The sequence below is a fragment of the Vitiosangium sp. GDMCC 1.1324 genome, assembly GCF_003044305.1.
GTDB lineage: Bacteria > Myxococcota > Myxococcia > Myxococcales > Myxococcaceae > Archangium.
On sequence record NZ_PZOX01000007.1, the window covers coordinates 515457 to 533809 of the forward strand.

Sequence of the window (18353 nt, forward strand, 5' to 3'; positions counted from 1 at the left end):
CGTCATGGCGGCTACTCCCCCGTTCCGAGGAGATGCCGTGAGCCGGCGTGTCCCAGGCTTGAGCCCCTTCAGATAGGTCCATGAAGGTCATGTCCGCGGAGCAAAAGGCGCAGGATGGGCATGAGGCGGGCGTCACGAAACCGGGAGAAGGCGCGGCCACGTAGAGTGAGCACCAGACCAAACGAAGCGCGCGGGGAGGGGACCTCCCGGGCGCGTTTTCCCGCAACTGGTCCGATGGCAGGGTTGGTCGGAACAGCGGATTGAGCCTGAGCGGCTGGAGGGCATGGCGAATGCCCTTCTCTCTGCCAAGACTGGGGGCTTCCTCGCTCGGCCGCCACTCCCTATCTGTTCTGACCAACCCTGTGGTCGGACCAGTCCGCGCAGAACGCGGCCGGAAGGTCCCCTCGGATTGGGTGGTGGGATGGCGTGCGAAGTTGTTCGAGTGGGTGGTGCCTTGAGCACGGTTCGGCAACCTTGCCGAAGGGGATTAGAAGCCCAGGGTCCGCCCCGGAGGAACGAGCCAGACCTTCTCGAGGAAGCGCACCGCACCTTCATCCCCGGCGTGGTACTTCACCGTCGCGGCCTGGGCGCCGAGCAGCAACGCGAACATCGCCAGCCCCGCGATGATGGGCCTGGCGCCAGGCTTCGTCTCCCCGCTCAGCCCCAGCTGCACGAAGACCCAGACGGCCAAGCCGAGCAGCAGTGCCAGTAGCAGCACTCCCGCCACCGGGTTGGAGACGCCGAGAAGGTTCAGCGCGCTCGGAGGCAGGTATCCCGCGCGCAGCAGTGGCACGGCCAGTCCGAGCACCACATTGGATACGTCATCGGGGACGTAGTTGACGAAGGTGGCCACGCCGGTGAACGCGATGGAGGCGGTGCACAGCGCCGCGGCTGCGCCCGTGAGTGCCCATCGGCTCGAAGTCCGCAGCCGCTCCAGCAGCAGGCTCGCGGGTAGTAGCAGGAAGGGCACCAGTCCCGTCAGGTGGCGCGGGCCTGTCGTCCAGCCCCATGAGTCATACGAAAAGGACGACGTGAAGTACGTGTACCCGGCGAGCAGCGCCACCACGAGCCACAGGTGCGCGCGCATCTCCACGCTGGCGCGAGCCTCTCGCCGCAGCACCGCCACGCCGGGCAGCGCGAGCAGCAGGAAGGGCGAGAGGGTGAACAGGCCTCGCAGCGGCGAGAAGAAGGACAGCACCAGTGCGCGAGGGTCCGGATAGCGGATGCCCAGGAATCCACCCAGGTGCCACGGTTGATAGGCCGAGTCGTTGAGGTGCTTGTACCCGCTCTCCAGCGGGTGTCCGAAGGCCGCCTGGTGGTACAGCATCAATCCCACCACGAAGGGCAGCGCCCCCAGCAGGGCCAGCCCCGCTCCTCGCCCCAGGCGCACCCACCGCGCACTCATCGGCTCCGCGCGCCACAGCATCGTCAGCACCGCGTACAGCACCAGCCCCAGCACGCCCAGTGCGCCGGTGTACTCGGCGGCCACCGTGGCGCCCGCGCATGCGCCCGCCACCAGGAAGCCTCGCTCACGCCACTCGCCGCGCGCCAGCCGCCACAACGCGTAGAAGCCGCCGAACAGCAGCACCGCTGTCGTCTGGTGGCTCATGAAGAGCAGCGAGTAGCTGAACGCCAGCGAGCCCAGCCCGTACGTCACCGTCACCGCGTCCGCCACTCCCGCGGACACGTACGCCCCCAGGAAGCGGCGCACGAGCCACAGCATGAGCAGCGTGGGCAGCACCGTGAGGAAGAGCCGGCTGAAGAAGACGAGCGGCACTTCGCGCACCGCGTAGAGGAAGCCACCGCCCACCCCGCGCAGCACCGCGTACACCGGCACTGCCGCGAAGGACAGCAGTGGCGCCTTGGACGGGTAATACCTCCCGTCCTTCACCGACAGGTCTCCCACCGGGCCGAAGTCCTGCAGCGCCCGATTGATGTCCAGCGTCCCGTACTCCACCAGGGCGCGCGTCTGCCACAGCCGGCACAGCTCGTTGGGCGAGCGCAGGCCCGGGTGGTACGGGAACAGCAACACGTACAGCGCCACCAGCACCGCGTACACCGTGCGCGGCGCTCGCGAGGCCCTCGCTCCCGGCGCCTCTGAGGCCTCCGGAGTGGTGGCGCTGGCGCGAGACTCGGGCACGGCGCTCACAGCGCGTCGCTGCCGCGTTCCCCCGTGCGGATGCGCACGGCTTCGTCCACCGGCAGGACGAAGATCTTCCCGTCACCGATCTTCCCCTCGGAGCCGGAGCGAGCCGCGCGCACGATGGCGTCCACCACCCGCGTCACCATGTCGTCGTCCACCACCACCTCCACCTTCACCTTGGGCAGGAAGTCCACCACGTACTCGGCGCCCTTGTAGAGCTCCGTGTGGCCCTTCTGCCGGCCGAAGCCCTTCACCTCCACCGCCGTGAGTCCATGCACTCCCACCTCGTGCAGGGCGTCCTTCACTTCATCCAGCTTGAACGGCTTGATGATGGCTTCGATCTTCTTCATCTGGCACCTCCCGTGACGCGCGCCACGGCGAAGAGGCTCATTCCCACCGGCAGTTTCACATGACTCTCGGCCTTCGCCAGGAACGGGGCGATCCGGTCGTACACCTTGAGCTGCAGCTTCGGCACCGAGCGGCGGCGCATCACCCGGCTGTTCATGAACCAGCCCGGAATGCCCACCAGGTTCATCCACTCCAGCTTCTCCACCTCGAAGCCGTTGCCCTCCAGCACCTCGCGCAGGCCGGCCATCGTGTAGCGCCGGTAGTGCCCCACCGCTTCGTCGATGGCACCGAAGATTTGCGGCAGTGCCGGCACCAACACCACCACGCGCCCGCCCTCGGGGAGGATCTGCCGGAAGCGGCGCACCGCCGTGGCGTCGTCCGGAATGTGCTCCAGCACGTTGGACAGCACGATGGTGTCCAGCCGCTCGGCCTTCAGCGCCTCCCAGTCCGCCAGCGCCACGTCCGACAGGTAGGGCCGCACGTGCGGCTTGCCCCGGAACTTGTTCTTCAGCCGGTCCACGTAGAAGCGGTCCACCTCGAGCGCGATGAGCAGCTCCAGCCCCGGCTCCAGCTTCTCCGTGATGGTGCCGATGCCCGCGCCGATCTCCAGCACGCGCCGGCCCAGGTGCTCGCGGAAGCGCTGCCCCAGCCACGCGTTGTAGTTGCTGGCGCCGTCCATGCGCTCCAGCGTGGAGTAGCCCTCGTGTTGGTTGTCCGCGTCGTCGCGCACCGTGGCGTAGCGCACCAGCGTGCGCAGCCGCGCCAGCTGGGAGGCCAGCGGCAGGTGCGGTGCCGCCTCCACGCCCACCGGCACCTCCGTCAACCGGTAGAGCTGCGCCGCCAGCTTCACGACGATCTCCGCGTCCACCGAGTCATCCTCGCTGGTGAGCGACACCGACTTGAGCGCCTCGGTGCGGAAGGCGCGCTGGCCGCAGAGCGGATCCTCCAGCGTCACGTCCGTGACGAAACGGGTGACGCGTCCCAGGGCCCGATCCGCCAGCAGCTCCGCGCCCAGTCCCTGAATCCGTCGGCTGCCGAACACCGCATCCGCGATGTCCTCGAGGATGGGGCGGCACAGCGCCTCGCAGGCGTCCAGGGAGTAGGCCGTATCCGCGTCCTGGAGCACGGTGATGTCGCCCGTCACCCGGCCGAGCGCCGCCCGGATGGCTGCTCCCTTGCCCGCGAGGCCAGAGAGCACGTGCACGTTGGGCGCGGAGGGCGTGTCGAGCGGACCGTCTCCGGCGAGGATGACCTCGGCGCCCCGGGGGGCGAGCACGTGGGCGAAGCGCGAGGCGGCCGCGGCGGACGCCGGTGTGTAGGGGATGACGAATGAGAGGGACTGGCTCACAGCGGACGTGACTACCACACGGCAGGCGCGGGTGCTCGTACAGGTGCACAGTGTGTGGCCGGAGGGCTTGCGGGCGAGTCCGGGAAGATTGACCCTCTGGGCCTCCCGGTGCAGTCTGACCCCTTCGCCACCGAGTGGGCGCGCCGGCGCCCCGGCAGGAGAGCGACGTGGAAGAGACCTCGACCGAGGCCCCCGAGGCCCATGAGCCCGCGCTGGACGTGATGCAATACGTCCGCGCGCTCTGGCGCCGCAAGTGGCTCATCGTCGGCGTGACGGCGGTGATGGTGCTGGTGGGCACGCTCCATACGTTGCGCCAGCCGAAAATCTACGCCGCCAGCACCTCCCTCATCATCGACGTGGCCGCTCCCCGCGTGCTCGACACCGAGGTCAAGGAGGTGATGGGCGACGAGCGCGGCAACTACTGGGCGAACAAGGAGTACTACCAGACACAGAGCGAGGTCATCACCTCGCGGGCGGTGGCCACGCGGGTGGTGGACCGGCTGGGCCTGCGCAATGATCCGGCCTTCCTCGGCGTGGAGGGCATCAAGGACGAGGAGGCACGCAAGAAGGCCATGGCCTCCGTGGACGCGGTGGCGGTGGTGCGCTCGCGCATCTCCGTCATCCCCTCGGCCAACTCGCGCGTGGTGCGCATCGCCGTGGAGGACCTGGACCCCAAGCGCGCGGCGCTGCTGGCCAACGAGGTGGCCGAGGCCTACATGGCGGAGAACCTCAACCTCAAGCTCAAGACGACCGAGGGCGCCAGCGCCTGGCTCGAGGAGCGGTTGAGTGAGCTGGGCTCGCGCGCCAGCACCAGCGAGCTGGACCTGTACAAGTTCAAGCGCAGCGCGGACGTGCTCTCCATGTCCACGGACGGCAAGGGCGGGCAGCAGCCGAGCTCGGCGAAGCTGGCGTACGACAGCTTCATGACGGAGCTCATCTCCGTGCGCACGAAGATGGCGGCCCTCCAGGCGCGGGTGGAGGCCATGCGCCAGCTGCGCCAGAACGCCAGCCCCGACTCGGAGCACTGGGCTGAGGGTCTCTCGGAGGCCAGCGAGGGTGCCCTGCGCGACCTGCGCAATCAGGTGCTGGAGCAGCGCTCCGTCTGCGTGGAGCTGTCCGAGCGCTACCTGCCGGAGCACCCCAAGATGCAGGAGTGCCAGGGGAAGCTGTCGGTGTTGCAGCAGGAGCTGCGGCGCAGCCTGGAGAACCTGGTGCGAGGCGCGGAGACGGACCTGGCGTCCGCCCAGGCCAACGAGCGCAACCTCCTCAAGCGCGTGGCCGAGGCCAAGGCCGAGGCCTTCGAGCTGACGGAGAAGGAGATCGCCTACGAGAAGCTCCGGCGTGAGGCGGACAATGATCAGCGCCTGTATGAGCTGGTCCTCAAGCGCTTCAAGGAGCTGGAGCTGTCGGGCCTGCTGCGCACCAGCAACGTGCGCGTGCTGGACACGGCGCTGCCCAACCCGGTGCCGGTGCGGCCCAACACGCGCAGCGCGGTGATGCTCTTCTTCCTGCTGGGCCTGATGGGGGGAGTGGTGGTGGTGGTGGGGCTGGAGCTCCTCGACTCGAGCGTGGCCAGCCGAGCGGACGTGGAGGAGCGGCTGGGGCTGGCCTTCATCGGCGCCATGCCCCCGCTGAAGGCCGAGGACGGCGCCCCGACGGACCTGTTCATCCACCGTCACCCGCGCTCGCCAGCGGCGGAGATGTGCCGGGCCATCCGCACCAACCTGCTCTTCATGTCGCCGGACAAGCCCTTCCGCAAGGTGGTGGTGAGCTCGGCGGGGCCCTCCGAGGGCAAGTCCACCGTGGTCATCAACCTGGGCATGGTGATGGCGCAGACGGGCACCCGGGTGCTGCTGATGGACACGGACATGCGCCGGCCCCGCCTGCACAAGGCCTTCGGCGTGCCCGACGACATCGGCGTCAGCTCGCTCGTGGTGGGGGAGGGCTCACTGGAGCGCGCCATCAAGTCCACGGACGTGCCCAACCTCTTCGTGCTGCCCTGTGGGCCGCTGCCTCCCAATCCCGCCGAGCTGCTCCACACGCGCGCCTTCTCCGAGCTGCTCGGCAAGCTCCAGGAGCGCTTCGATTGCATCCTCCTGGACAGCCCGCCCCTGGGGCCCGTGTCGGATGCGCTCGTCCTCTCCAAGCAGTCGGATGGCATCCTCCTGGTGCTCAAGGCCGGGGGTACCCACCGCGAGCAGGCGAAGCGCGCCATCCGCTCGCTGCGCGACGTGAAGGCCCGCGTCATCGGCGCCCTGCTCAACCACGTGGACGTGAAGGGCGGCAAGTACGGCTCCGAGTACCACGCCTACAACTACTACCGCAGCTACGGCAGCGAGCGCGACGAGCAGCGCTCCGCCAGCTGAGACGTGCTCCGGCGATGAAGGTCCTTCAACTGGGCAAGTATTACGCCCCCTACCGGGGCGGCATGGAGACGCACCTGTCGGGGCTGTGCGAGGAGCTCAAGGACCACGTGCAGCTGGAGGTCCTCGTCTCCCACACGATCCCTCGCACGGTGCGCGAGGTGGTGCAGGGCGTGTCCGTCACCCGCTGCGCCGAGCTGCTCAAGGTGGCTTCCACCTCGCTCAACCCCACGCTGCCGCTGGAGCTGTCGCGGCGCCAGTATGACGTGCTGCACATGCACTTCCCGCACCCCATGGCGGTGATGGGGTACCTGGGGAGCATGCGGCCGCAGCGGCACGGGCTCGTCATCACCTACCACAGCGATGTGGTGCGCCAGAAACGGCTGCTCAAGCTGTACGGGCCCTTCATGCAGCGGGCGCTGGAGCGCGCGGACGCCATCCTGGTGGGCTCGCCCAACTATGTGGAGACGTCCGAGGCGCTGCGCCCGCACCGGGCCCGGTGCCATGTGGTGCCCTTTGGCATTGACGTGACGCGCTTCGCCCGCACGCCCGAGCGCGAGGCGGCAGCCGCGGCCGTGAGGGCCCGGTATGGCGGGGCGCCGCTGCTCATGGGAGTGGGGCGGCTCGTTTATTACAAGGGTTTCGACCATGCCATCCGCGCGCTGCGCCGCGTGGACGGCGCGCACCTGCTGCTGGTGGGCGAGGGGCCGCTGAGAGCGGAGCTGGAGGCGCTGGCCCGGGCGAATGGTGTGGCCGGGCGCGTGCACTTCCTCGGGCGCCAGGGGGACGAGGCCCTCATCTCGCTCTATTACGCGTGCGACGCCTATGTGCTGTCCTCCGTCACCCGCGCCGAGGCCTTCGCGCTGGTGCAACTGGAGGCCCTGGCGTGCGGGCTGCCCGTCATCAACACCGCGCTGGACTCGGGGGTGCCCTTCGTCAGCCGTCACGAGGAGAGTGGCCTCACCGTGCCGCCGGGCGACGAGGTGGCGCTGGCCGCGGCGATGCGGCGGATGCTGGAGAACCCGGAGCAGCGCAGGGCCTGGGGCGAGGCCGGCCGGGCGCGGGTGCTGTCCGAGTTCTCCCAGGCGCGCATGGGCGAGCGCGTGCTCGGCATCTACGAGGAGGTCCTGGCCGCGAGAGGAGGGCCGCGGCGATGATGGGGCTGCTGCTCACGGTGCTCGCCCTGGTCTCCACGTATGGGGTGACGCGTCTCAAGGGCGTGGGCCACGGCCTGGGCGTGCTGTTCCTGTTCGGCTACTTCTACGGAATGCTCCGGGCGCGCTTCCCGGACGGGCTCTCCCACTTCATCTTCGACGCGGGTGTGATGGGCCTCTACCTGGCCTTCTTCACGAAGCGTTCGAAGTCGGTGCGGCTCGGCCGTGACGGTCAGGCGCTGCGCCTGTGGGTCAAGGCGCTGATGGTGTGGCCGCTCTGCACCCTGGTGCTGTCGCCCCTGTTCGACTCGCAGCACATCTTCATCCAGTTCGTCGGGCTGCGCATGGCCATCCTCCTGCTGCCGCTCATGCTCATTGGCCTGCGGCTGGAGGCGGAGGACCTGGACCGGCTCGGCACCTGGCTGCTGTGGCTCAACCTGGTGGCCTTCGGCTTCGCGCTGCTCGAGCTGGCCCTGGGCATCGAGCCCTTCTTCCCCCGCAACGCCTCCTCCTACATCATCTACATCTCCCGGGACGTGGGGGAGGAGGGGCTGCCTCGCATCCCCGCCACCTTCAACAGCGCGCACGCCTACGCGGGCACCATGCTGATGTCGCTGCCCCTGCTCGTGCGCCGCATCGGCCGTTCCAAGGCCGGCCGCCTTCTCACCTTCGCGACGCTGGGGACGAGCGTGCTGGGCATCTTCATCTGCGCGGCCCGCAGCCCGGTGGTGCAGCTCGTGGCTATCGGGGGGCTGCTGCTGCTCGTCACCCGCCTGTCCGTGAAGCTGCTGGGCGGCATGCTGGTGGTGGGGGTGCTGGTGGGCCTGATCGTCTCCGCGAACCCTCGCTTCCAGCGCTTCTCCACGCTGGATGACACCGACGCGGTCACGGACCGGGTGTCCTTGAGCGTGAACACCAGCGTGTTCGACGTCGTCACGACCTACCCGCTGGGCAACGGACTGGGCAGCGCCGCGGGGACGAGCATTCCCTTCTTCCTGTCGCACCTGGCCAAGCCCCAGGTCGGCTTCGAGAACGAGTTCGCACGTGTCGCCATGGAGCAGGGCTTCATCGGCCTCGTGCTGTGGCTGGGCTTCCTGGCCTGGTTCCTCATCAAGCTGCCGCCGCGTCGCCGCAAGGAGCAGGTCGTGGCCAACCGCATGATGTGGGCGACGGTGGTGGTGATGTGGATGACGGCCCTCATCGGCACGGGCCTGCTCGCGTCCGTGCCTGGCTCCGCGCTGCTGCTGCTCTGGATGGGGACGCTCATCGGGATGCGCCGGCCCGTGCCCGCGCTGGCCCCGCCGCTCAAGCAGCCCGTGCCCGCGGTCCAGCCCGCGTCCACGGTGATACCCCTGCCGGGACTCCCGGAGGCGGTCCGCCGATGAGAATCGCCCTGCTGGTGCATGAGTACAACCGGGGCTTCGGACACAGCCGCTACGTCGTCGAGCTGGCCGAGCGCTTCCGGGCCCACCACGAGGTGCATGTCTTCGCCCATCGCTTCGACTCGCGAGGGGCCAAGGGCATCACCTTCCATCCCGTGCCCGCGGTGCGCTCCGGCGCGCTCTCCACGGTGCTGTCCTTCTATGTCTCCGCGAGCCTGCTGCTGAGCCGTCAGAAGGGCTTCGACATCATCCATGGCCAGGGCATCACCGCCGCGCAGGCCAACGTCCTCACCGCCCACATCTGCGGCCGCGCCTGGTTCCAGGCCCAGCGTTTGCTCGGCTACGACTACACGTGGAAGCAGCGGGTCTTCGACGGGGTGCTGACTCCCCTGGAGGATCGGCTCTACCGAGGCTCGAGCGAGGCCACCGTCATCGCCATCTCCCACAAGCTGGGCGAGGAGTTGCGCGCCCTGTACGGGCGGCGAGGCCCCATCCGCGTCGTCCACCACGGCGTGGATGTCGAGCGCTTCTCCCCGGCCCTGCGAGAGCAGCGGCGGCGAGAGCTGCGCGCGGAGCTCGGCATCGGGCAGGAGGAGCGGTGCGCGCTCTACCTGGGAGACCTGCGCAAGGGCGGGGCGGTGACGCTGGAGGCGCTCGCCCGCGTGCCCGGCCTGTCCCTGGACGTGGTGACGCGCAGCGACCCGGGGGCCACCCGCGCTCGGGCCGAGCGGCTGGGACTGGGCGGGCGCGTGCGCTTCCACCCACCCACGGACGCCGTGGAGCGCTTCTACGCCGCGGCCGACCTCTTCGTCTGTCCCACGCCCTACGATGCCTTCGGGCTCGTCGTCACCGAGGCCATGGCGTCCGGGCTGCCCGTCATCACCACACGCGCCGCCGGAGCCTCCGAGCTCATCACCCACCGTCAGGATGGGCTGCTGCTGGAGGACGCGGGCGACGTGGATGCGCTCGCCGAGGCGCTGCGCGAGCTCGCCGGAGACACGGAGCTGGCGGAGCGGTTGGGCCGTGCGGCGCGTGTCCGGGCGGAGGCGTGTACCTGGGACGAGGTCGCGCGCCAGACGCTCCAGGTGTACGAGGACGTCCTCGCGAGGAGGGCTCGGGCAGCATGAGCGTGAAGCGGCGAGTGGCCTTCGTGGTGAACGGGACACCGGGCAGCCCCATGGGCTCGCGCGCCCAGGCGTTCGCGCGGGAGCTGGAGGGGGCGCTCGACATCACCCTGCTGTACCGCCAGCCCCGGAAGGTGCGGGCCATCGGGGAGATGGTGGCGGCGCTGCGCTCCTCTCGGCCGGAGGCCGTCTACGTCTTCGACCTGGCGTACTCGGGTGTGGTGGCCTCGGCCCTGCACACGTTGGGGACTCGCTGCCCCTGGGTGGTGGACACCGGGGATGCCATCTTCGCGCTCGCGCGCTCCGTGGGCGGACGTGGACCGGCGGGGCTGTTGCTCACCGCGGCCCTCGAGCAGTTCGGCCTGCGCGCCGCCAATGCCGTGGTGGTGCGGGGCACGTTCCACCAGAAGCTGCTGGCCGGGCAGTGCCTCGCCAGCACCGTCATCCAGGACGGTGTGCACGTGGATGCGTTCCGGCCGCGCCCCGCCGAGGAGCTGCGCCGGCGCCTGGGGCTCGAGGGCGTGCTGACCGTGGGCATCCTCGGCTCGTCCATCTGGAGCGACCGGTTGCGGGTGTGCGTGGGGTGGGAGCTGGTGGAACTGATTCGCACGATGAAGGGCCGGCCCGTGAAGGGCGTGCTCATCGGGGACGGCAGTGGCGTGCCCGTGCTGCGCGAGCGGTGCCGCTCCTACGGCATCGAGGACCAGATGGTGTTCATCGACCGCGTGCCCTACGAGTCGCTGCCCGAGTACCTCGGCCTCATGGACGTGACGCTCTCCACCCAGAGCAACGACGTGGTCGGCCAGGTACGCACCACGGGAAAGCTGCCGCTCTACATGGCGGCGGGCCGCTACATCCTCGCCACCGACGTGGGCGAGGCCTCGTTGGTACTGCCCGAGGCGATGCGCGTGCCGTACCAGGGCGTGGTGGACCCCGCGTATCCGGTCCGGCTCGCCGAGCGGGTGGAGGGGCTGCTGGCGAGGCCCGAGCAGCTGAAGTCCGCCGAGTCACTGGTGGGCGTGGCGCGGGAGCGGTTCGACTACCCGGTGCTGGCCAGACGTGTCCTCGAGGTGCTGGAGCGGGTCTAATAGACCCCGAGCAGACGCGCCCGGTACTCGAAACCCGGTTGCTCCGAGTCCTTGGACTCGGTGACCAGATCGAGGAGAAGCTCGGGGGAGAGCATGAGCTGGCCCGAGGCCAGTGAGGACATGAGTCCCTCTGTCAGCTTCTTGGGAGGGTGGTGCCAGCCTTCGACCAGCCACCGGGTCTTGAGCTCCTCCTTGTCGCGAATCACCTCGGGAGGGGGCGGTGCCAGCTCGCCCAGGGAGGCGGGCACGACCTTGAGCACGAACGCATCGAAGAGACTGTTTCCCGACCCCTGCTCGAGCCGGGCGCCCAGGAGCTTTCCGCTTCGGGCGTGGCGCAGCTCGAGCTTGACCGTGAGCAACGCGCTCCGGCTCTCCAGCGCATGGAGTGTCTCGACGGCCTGTGCGGGCCCGAGCATCTTGCGAACCGCATCCGGCTCGTTCCGGAACCGTTCGGCCAGCTGCTCGCTGTGCAACGGCGTCCGCGACGGAGGCGCGTACCCCGGCGATCCTGTCCGGCCGTACTCCTCGGCGGCCTCGGTGTAGTTCTTCATGAGGCCCGCGATGGGATTGTGGATGCCGAGCTGGTCGGGCGTCCCTCCATCCGTCCGTGCCAGGGCCTCCTCGAGCGAACCCCGGGCCTCCTGCAGATAGGGATGGCCTCCGATTCCCCGGACCCGCTCTTCCGCCATGTCGTCGTCGACCCAGCCCTGGACGCGGGCGGTGAGCCTCTCCGATTCCTCTTCGGATGTTTCAGGCCGGAGCTCGGGATCGCCCGGGCGCAAGGTCCTGCCGCGGGACTCGGGCCCCACGGCCAGGGAGCCCGTCGAGGGCGGTGCCTTCATCCAGGAGGGCACGAGCACGGGTGCTCGTGGCACATCGGCCTCCTCCGTCTCCGCGAGGGGCTGGTCCGGAGGGCCCTTCACGGGCTCATCGCTCCGGGGGCTCTCGGCGACGGGAGGGGGTGGCGGGCGCTTGCGCTCGACACGGGTTGAGGACCGGATGGGCTTGTCTACCGTCTTGGGAGGCTGCCTCGGGGCCTCGACGGCGGGCGGCGGCGCATCGATGAACTCCAACTCCACGGCGAGCGGTTCCGGCTCCGTCCGCACCGAGGGCGGCGCGGGCAGGACCGGCCTCTCCTCCAGCCACAGCCAGACCCCGAGCAGCAGGTGCAGGAGCACCGAAACGATCAGGGGACGAACGAGCCTGTTGCGGGAAGAGCGTGCGCTCATGGCGTGGCCATCCTCCACCCGGAGCGCTTCGAGGACAAGCCATGTGCGATGCCTCGGTGGGGGATGAACGTCGAGCGGCTCCCGAGTGGCATCTAGCGGACGTCCGAAGGGCCGCATCCATCGAGCCGAGCACGAACAGATATCGCCGCGCTCCGTTCGGTTGCATCGTTCGCGCGTTGGACACAGACGTCGGTTGAACGCAGGGCTCACACCAGGAGACGAGAACCATGGGAATCAGCAAGGGCAATGCGCAGTGGAACGGTGGTCTGAAGGACGGCAAGGGCGTGATGAAGCCCGCGCATGGTCCCGAGGTCCCTTTCTCACTCGGTAGCCGTTTCGAGGGCCAGCAGGGAAGCAACCCCGAGGAACTCATCGGCGCGGCGCTCTCGGGATGCTTCTCCATGGCGCTCTCGCTCGGCCTGGAGACGGCGGGCCTCAAGCCCGCGAGCATCAAGACGTCCGCGGACGTGCAGCTCGAGAAGCAAGGCGCGGGTTTCGCCATCACCACCATCGCGCTCACCTGTGAGGCGAGTGTGCCCGGCGCGAGCAACGACCAGTTCCAGAAGATCGCCGAGGAGACGAAAAAGGGCTGTCCGGTCTCCAAGGCGCTCGCGGGCGTGAACATCACGCTCAAGGCGACGCTGGCGCGCTGAGCCGCGCTCCAGCTACGTGCTGGGGCTTGCTCTCCCGGCCCCACACGGCACGGCTTCGGATGGCTGGAAATGAGAGTATGTTCTAGACGTGCCGCCACAGCGTGTGCACGTCCTCTCATCACCAGGGAGCCCTCCGTGAGCCTGAATCAGCGTCAAGCCGGGTCTGTCTTCATCGCCTCGCTGTTGCTCTCCTCCGCGAGCGCCTTCGCGCAGGATGCCGCGTTCCGCAGTGCCCTGCAGACAGCGGCCCTCAAGAAACACAATGAGCTCCGTGCGAAGCATGGCGTGCCTGCCCTGAAGACCAGTGCGACGCTTCAAGCGGTTGCGCAGGCCTGGGCCAACAAGCTCGCCGCGGAAGGAAAGATGTACCACAGCAATGGCAAATACGGAGAGAACATCTACTGGACGAGCGCCTCGCCTGGGGCCGGGCAGGGCACGAGTCTTGGCAATTCGAGCGTCCAGTCCTGGTACAGCGAAATCAAATCCTATGACTTCGGCAAACCCGGCTTCGACATGAAGACCGGCCACTTCACCCAGGTGGTCTGGAAGGGCAGCACGGAGCTGGGCTGCGGAGTGGCGGGAGGCGCGAAGGGGACCTTCGTGGTCTGCAATTACAACCCTCCCGGTAATTTCGAGGGGCAGTTCCCGGCCAACGTCTCGAAGCCCAGGTAACGAATCGGGAAGGGCCGAGGTCAGCGCTCTCTCGTGACGGAGATGCTGTAAGGTGAAGACACCATGAAATCTCTGATCGCGTCTGCGTGCATCACGGCACTCGTGCTGCTGGGTTGTGGTGCGAGTCCTTCCAACACGGGTACTCCCAACGGCCCCTCCACGGACACTCCCTCCCAGGGAGACTCGGGAACCCAGCCGGTGGTGGCCAAGAGCGCCAAGCGGGGAATCGCCTTCGACTTCGCGGCGCCCGAGGACCTGGCCGCCGTCGCTCCCGGGGTGAGCTGGTGGTACAACTGGAGCCCCCGGCCCCACTCGAACGTCCCCACGGACTACAAGTCCCGCTACGGCATGGATTTCATTCCCATGCTGTGGAACGGGAACTTCGACGCCGCGAGCATCGAGTCCTTCCTCAAGGCCCATCCCGACATCCACTACCTGTTGCTGCTCAACGAGCCCAACCTCACGGACCAGGCCAAGATGTCGCCCCAGGACGCGGCGAAGCTGTGGCCCCGGTACGAGAGCGTCGCCGCGAACACGGGGGTGAAGCTGGTGGGCCCCGCGATGACCTGGGGAACCCTTCCGGGCTACTCGGATCCGGTGGTCTGGCTCGATGCCTTCTACTCGGCCTACCGCGCGGCGAATGGCAACCGCGACCCGCGCGTCGACTACATCGCGTTCCACTGGTACGACTACGGGCTCGCGGGCCAGCTGGACCGGCTCAAGAAGTATGGCAAGCCTTTCTGGGTCACGGAGTTCGCCAACTGCCACAGCCAGAAGGATGGTGCGCAGATCGACTCGGTGGCGAAGCAGAAGGCCCAGATGACGGAGATGGTGGCCGTCTGTGAGAGCCGCGACGACGTGTTCCGTTACGCCTGGTTCACGGGCCGGTGGACGAATGACCCGTGCTTCGCGAGCTTGTTGGGCGCGTCGGGCACCCTGACGGAGCTGGGCGCCCACTACCTCTCGCTCCCCTATCGCTGACGAGAACCGCGGACGGGTCCAGGCCGTGCAAAACCTGAGAATCGAGGAAATGTCAGGCCTGGATGGATACTCCTGCGCGCGGACCGGGAGGACGCCTCGTCGTGGGCGGCCCGGTCCGTCTTGCATCAACGGGAGCGGTGCTCCCTCAACCTCTGCAGGAGGAAGTCTATGAAGCTGTCTTCGTGGGGTCGTCGTCAGCCGCGTGCTGTGTGGGGGCTCGGACTCGCGGTGCTCGGGGTCGTGGGATGCGGCACGGTCGAGACTCCGGGGACGGAGGAAGCCGCCGGCGAGCGTCCGGCGGTGCTGTCGTACGAGGAGTTCCGCGCGGGTGTCTACCAGGAGCCCGGCACGGGGGTGTTCATCGTCGAGGGTGACACGCTGGTGGAGAACGAGGCCGGCCTGCGCGAAGTCTACCGGGACTACCTCGAGGACCAGCAGCGCATGAGCGCGGACGGGCTGGGGACGAAGCGCGATCCGCTCATCGTCAACACCGTGGGAGGGGCGGATGACCGGTGGAGCTACACCCGCCAGCGCAGCATCCCCTACTGCGTGAGCACGGCCTTCGGGTCCAACTACAACGCGGTGGTCAATGCCATGCACCAGGCGGCGGGCGCGTGGCACCAGGTCAACGTGTTCTTCCAGCACCGCTCCGACCAGGACGGCAACTGCAACGCGGCCAACAACAACGTCATCTTCGACGTGCGCCCGGTGAGCGGCCAGTCGTACCTGGCGCGTGCGTTCTTCCCGAGCACCACTCGCGTCAACCGCAACGTCCTCATCGACGCGTCCTCGTTCGGCAACATCGCGCCGTATACGCTGCCGGGTATCCTGCGCCACGAGCTGGGCCACACCATCGGCTTCCGGCACGAGCACACCCGCCCAGAGGCTCGCTCCTGCTTCGAGGACAACAACTGGCGCGCGCTCACGGGCTACGACGCGGCCTCGGTGATGCACTACCCGCAGTGCAATGGCTCCAACCGGGGGGACCTCAACCTCACCGCCACGGACGTGAGCGGCGCGAACTCGCTCTATGGACCCCTGGGGGAGCCCGGCGTGGACACCGTCTTCTACGTGAACAACTACAGCGACCTGCGCGCCGCCTTCGGCAACAACTGGGCCGCCGCCCGCGACCACTGGCTCAACAACGGCATCAACGAGGGTCGCCGTGGCTCGGCCCACTTCGACGCGGCCTACTACCTGTCCATCCACCCGGACCTGATCGCGGCGTTCGGCGCCAACAACTACGCGGCCGCCTACAATCACTGGCTCAACGCCGGCATCTCCGAGGGACGCCGCGGTTCGCGTGAGTTCGACGTGCGGTACTACCTCGACGCCAACCCGGACCTGAAGGCGGCCTTCGGCAACAACTACGCCGCCGCGCTCAATCACTGGCTCACCGCGGGCCTGTATGAGGGCCGTCGTGCGTCGGCGGACTTCGACGTGCAGTATTACCTGGCCACCAACGGGGACCTCCAGGCCGCGTTCGGTGCCTCCAACTACCCGGCGGCGATGGACCACTGGATCTTCGCTGGCCGTGGCGAGGGGCGTCGCGGCGCGCCCTGAGTTGTGTGACGTGAGCGCCTGAGTGCCTGCTCCCGCGTCCCGGTGCCAGTCACGAGGCCGGGGCGCGGGGAAGCCGCCCATTGGCTGCTTTTCCGGGTCACCCCTTCCTGCTTCCGGGGGCCGAGGGTCCTCCGGCGATGAGTGCCCGCAGTCGCTCGGCGACCTCCTGCGCGCCGAGCGCGTCCGTGAAGTGGTCGATGCAGACGCCCTCCGGGTTGATCACGTAGGTGATGGCCGTGTGCGGCACGGCGTAGCCGTCGGGGTCCTCGGGGTCCTCCCGGCGCCGGGCGAAGACCCGGAAGGCCGCCTTGGCCGCCTCTATTTGTTCGTGGCTGCCAGTCAGTCCGAGGAACCCTGGCCGGTTCTCGAGGTATGCCTTCATGACGGCCGGGCTGTCACGATCCGGGTCGACCGTGATGTACAGGGGCTGCACCCGCGCGGCCTCGGGGCCGAGCAGCTCGAGCACCGAGGAGAGGCGTCCCAGCGCGCGAGGGCAGACGACCCGGCAGTGGGTGAAGCCGAAGAACACCAGGGCGTACGTACCGTGAAAGGTCTCGTTCGTGACCGGACGCCCGTCGTGGTCGATGAGGGCGAATGCTCCTCCCACCGGGGGGGCCGCTCCGGGTCGGACGGCGCTCATCGCGCACCTCCCGGCCAGGACAGTGTGAAGGTGCTGGTGGCCTCGGTCCGTGCCAGGCGCAGGTCGAGGTGCTGCTCGCGGCGCCGCACGTCCACGCTCCGCTCCTCGTGCACATCCTGTCCGTTGCTGGTGGCGACCAAGCGGCCGTCCTGCCGGAGTTCCCACGGCCCCCGGTCCCAGACGTTGGCCACGCTGACAACGGGGTCGCCGATGCCATCAACGTGGACGCCGAGCGTGAAGTGCAGCGTCGCTCGCGCGTCGTCGTAGTGTGCCCGGTGCACCTCGACCGCGTCGCCCACGAGCGTGAGGTTCGGCTCGGCGAAGTGGCCCGATGCCCACGGCCGCTCGTAGAGCCGGCGCAGCCCGTGCGGCACGTTCAGGCTCGCGTACGCGAGGAGGACGTTGCCGGTCAGGGGCTCGACGCACGTGTAGTTTCCCTCCGCATCGGAGAGCACGTCGTGGCGAGGGAAGAAGCGGCCGCCTTCGTACGTCGTGGGCCGCATGTAGCGCTCCGCGTGACGCAGCAACCCCTCCAGCCTCTCACGGTCTCCCATTTCGGAGGCCCAGACTGACAGCCAGCCGAAGTCGCAGGAGTCGTTCTCGATGGGCCGTGTGCCGAATGTCCTCGGCTTCGCGGGTCGGACCGACAGCGTGCCGTCCGGTCCCTCGAGCAGGTGCGTGCCGATCACGGAGTGGTAGTACTTCTCCACGAAGTCGCCGTTCCAGGTGTTCGCCAGCGAGCCGTACCAGGCGTCACCCCACGGCATCACGCCCGCGTTGGGGATGGGCGTCCTCGAGTCCGAGGCCGCGTAGAGGTACAGGTGTCCGTTGGCGGCGACGGGTCCGCCGAATTGCTCCCAGGCCTGACGGAAGCCGCGGCTCACCTCGGCCGCGGTCGAGCCGCCCGTCAGCAGGTCGTGCATCCGGAAGCCGATGATCGCCGGCTGGTTGCAGATCTGGAAGACGCAGTTCGGCTCGCAGGCGATCCCGAGATACCCGTTCTGCACCATCTGCCAGTACAGGTTCTGGTTCAGCGAGAACTGGTCGTATTCGAACTTCCGGTCGAGGCCTCCCGGCGAGCCGCCATCGCCCCAGAAGGGCGTGAAGTACTCGAGGGTCAGCGCACCGGGCTCGCCGTAGCGCGCGTCGTCGAAGAGCACGTTGTACATCAGGGCCATCGACTGCACGTAGGCGCTGTACATGATGTTGTCATGCGCCACGGGATCCCACTGCTCGGGAAGGCCTGACATGTGCGGGTTCCAGAGGCCGCCGCCCTTGCTCGAGTCGCGCCAGTACATCCAGACCTCGGGCTCGAGGATCTTGGCGATCAATCGCTGGAACGTGGGCCGGATGACCCCCGGCGCCGCCGGCAGCCGATGGACGTGCGTCAACGCGAGCGCGTAGGCCGCATAGGCCAGTTGGAATCGGTAACCACCGAAATCCATCTGGTTCGGCGTGCGCCCGCTCATCAACGACCAGTCATTGCGCTGCCGCCGGGACAGGTTGTCGAGGTGACGCAGGTAGCCCCGTTGTTTCGCATCCAGCCCCGCGGCCGCGGCTGCACCGGTGTCCGTGGGGGACCCGTCCCCGGTGAGTCTCTCCCGCTCCAGTGGCAGCGCCCGGCCGCTACCATCGTTCGTCGTCATCACGTCCTCCACAGATGCT

At 68.6% G+C, this 18353-nt stretch carries 15 protein-coding genes; 9 read left to right on the forward strand and 6 right to left on the reverse strand.

The genetic code is table 11. The features are described 5' to 3' along the window. Nucleotides 1–487 precede the first annotated feature (487 nt). Genes DAT35_RS23155 through DAT35_RS23165 form a run of 3 tightly spaced genes read right to left on the reverse strand, consistent with a single transcriptional unit; the run spans nucleotide 488 to nucleotide 3839 of the window. On the reverse strand, nucleotides 488–2140 hold the full coding sequence (locus DAT35_RS23155) for a hypothetical protein (RefSeq protein ID WP_369946007.1): 1653 nt from the start codon (nucleotides 2138–2140) through the stop codon (nucleotides 488–490). Between the two features lie 5 nt (nucleotides 2141–2145). Beyond that, nucleotides 2146–2493 (reverse strand): P-II family nitrogen regulator, encoded by a 348-nt coding sequence (locus tag DAT35_RS23160; protein ID WP_108069272.1) that lies wholly within the window; start codon nucleotides 2491–2493, stop codon nucleotides 2146–2148. Further along, complete coding sequence (locus tag DAT35_RS23165; RefSeq protein WP_108069273.1) at nucleotides 2490–3839, reverse strand: methyltransferase domain-containing protein; 1350 nt, start codon at nucleotides 3837–3839, stop codon at nucleotides 2490–2492. Before DAT35_RS23165 ends, DAT35_RS23160 begins: the two co-directional genes overlap by 4 nt. 167 nt (nucleotides 3840–4006) lie before the next feature. Here DAT35_RS23165 and DAT35_RS23170 point away from each other — a divergent pair, with 167 nt between their 5' ends. The 5 genes from DAT35_RS23170 to DAT35_RS23190 are packed head-to-tail and all read left to right on the forward strand — an operon-like array spanning nucleotide 4007 to nucleotide 10950. Next, nucleotides 4007–6205 carry a polysaccharide biosynthesis tyrosine autokinase gene (locus tag DAT35_RS23170; RefSeq protein ID WP_233261653.1) on the forward strand — a complete coding sequence of 733 codons (2199 nt, stop codon included), beginning with the start codon at nucleotides 4007–4009 and terminating at the stop codon, nucleotides 6203–6205. A gap of 14 nt (nucleotides 6206–6219) precedes the next feature. Then, entirely contained in the window at nucleotides 6220–7359 is a 1140-nt protein-coding gene (locus DAT35_RS23175) for a glycosyltransferase (RefSeq protein WP_108069274.1), read from the forward strand. Then, complete coding sequence (locus DAT35_RS23180; RefSeq protein ID WP_108069275.1) at nucleotides 7356–8741, forward strand: hypothetical protein; 1386 nt, start codon at nucleotides 7356–7358, stop codon at nucleotides 8739–8741. The genes DAT35_RS23175 and DAT35_RS23180 overlap by 4 nt, the downstream gene beginning before the upstream one ends. Then, nucleotides 8738–9865, forward strand: coding sequence for a glycosyltransferase family 4 protein (locus DAT35_RS23185; RefSeq protein WP_108069276.1), 1128 nt, complete (start codon nucleotides 8738–8740; stop codon nucleotides 9863–9865). The genes DAT35_RS23180 and DAT35_RS23185 overlap by 4 nt, the downstream gene beginning before the upstream one ends. Further along, entirely contained in the window at nucleotides 9862–10950 is a 1089-nt protein-coding gene (locus tag DAT35_RS23190; protein ID WP_108069277.1) for a glycosyltransferase, read from the forward strand. The genes DAT35_RS23185 and DAT35_RS23190 overlap by 4 nt, the downstream gene beginning before the upstream one ends. Here DAT35_RS23190 and DAT35_RS59075 read toward each other — a convergent pair. After that, complete coding sequence (locus DAT35_RS59075) at nucleotides 10947–12179, reverse strand: TonB C-terminal domain-containing protein (RefSeq protein ID WP_158501838.1); 1233 nt, start codon at nucleotides 12177–12179, stop codon at nucleotides 10947–10949. The genes DAT35_RS23190 and DAT35_RS59075 overlap by 4 nt on opposite strands. A 227-nt stretch (nucleotides 12180–12406) precedes the next feature. Between DAT35_RS59075 and DAT35_RS23200 the strand changes: the two genes are divergently transcribed. The 4 genes from DAT35_RS23200 (at nucleotide 12407) to DAT35_RS23215 (ending at nucleotide 16048) form a co-directional block, all read left to right on the forward strand. Beyond that, a complete protein-coding gene (locus DAT35_RS23200) occupies nucleotides 12407–12832 on the forward strand; it encodes an OsmC family protein (RefSeq protein ID WP_108069279.1) in 426 nt (141 codons plus the stop codon). Nucleotides 12833–12967: 135 nt separating this feature from the next. Then, complete coding sequence (locus DAT35_RS23205) at nucleotides 12968–13504, forward strand: CAP family protein (protein ID WP_158501839.1); 537 nt, start codon at nucleotides 12968–12970, stop codon at nucleotides 13502–13504. Nucleotides 13505–13567: 63 nt separating this feature from the next. Further along, the gene (locus DAT35_RS23210; RefSeq protein WP_108069281.1) at nucleotides 13568–14485 is read left to right on the forward strand and encodes a glycoside hydrolase family protein; all 918 of its coding nucleotides are present in this window, start codon (nucleotides 13568–13570) and stop codon (nucleotides 14483–14485) included. A gap of 168 nt (nucleotides 14486–14653) precedes the next feature. Then, nucleotides 14654–16048 (forward strand): M57 family metalloprotease, encoded by a 1395-nt coding sequence (locus DAT35_RS23215; RefSeq protein WP_108069282.1) that lies wholly within the window; start codon nucleotides 14654–14656, stop codon nucleotides 16046–16048. Nucleotides 16049–16145: 97 nt separating this feature from the next. On the opposite strand, the gene DAT35_RS23220 is transcribed toward DAT35_RS23215, so the two are convergent. Both DAT35_RS23220 and DAT35_RS23225 read right to left on the reverse strand, forming a co-directional pair. Then, nucleotides 16146–16688 carry an SCO family protein gene (locus DAT35_RS23220; protein ID WP_108069283.1) on the reverse strand — a complete coding sequence of 181 codons (543 nt, stop codon included), beginning with the start codon at nucleotides 16686–16688 and terminating at the stop codon, nucleotides 16146–16148. Continuing rightward, complete coding sequence (locus tag DAT35_RS23225) at nucleotides 16685–18334, reverse strand: hypothetical protein (RefSeq protein WP_108069284.1); 1650 nt, start codon at nucleotides 18332–18334, stop codon at nucleotides 16685–16687. Before DAT35_RS23225 ends, DAT35_RS23220 begins: the two co-directional genes overlap by 4 nt. Nucleotides 18335–18353 lie beyond the last annotated feature (19 nt).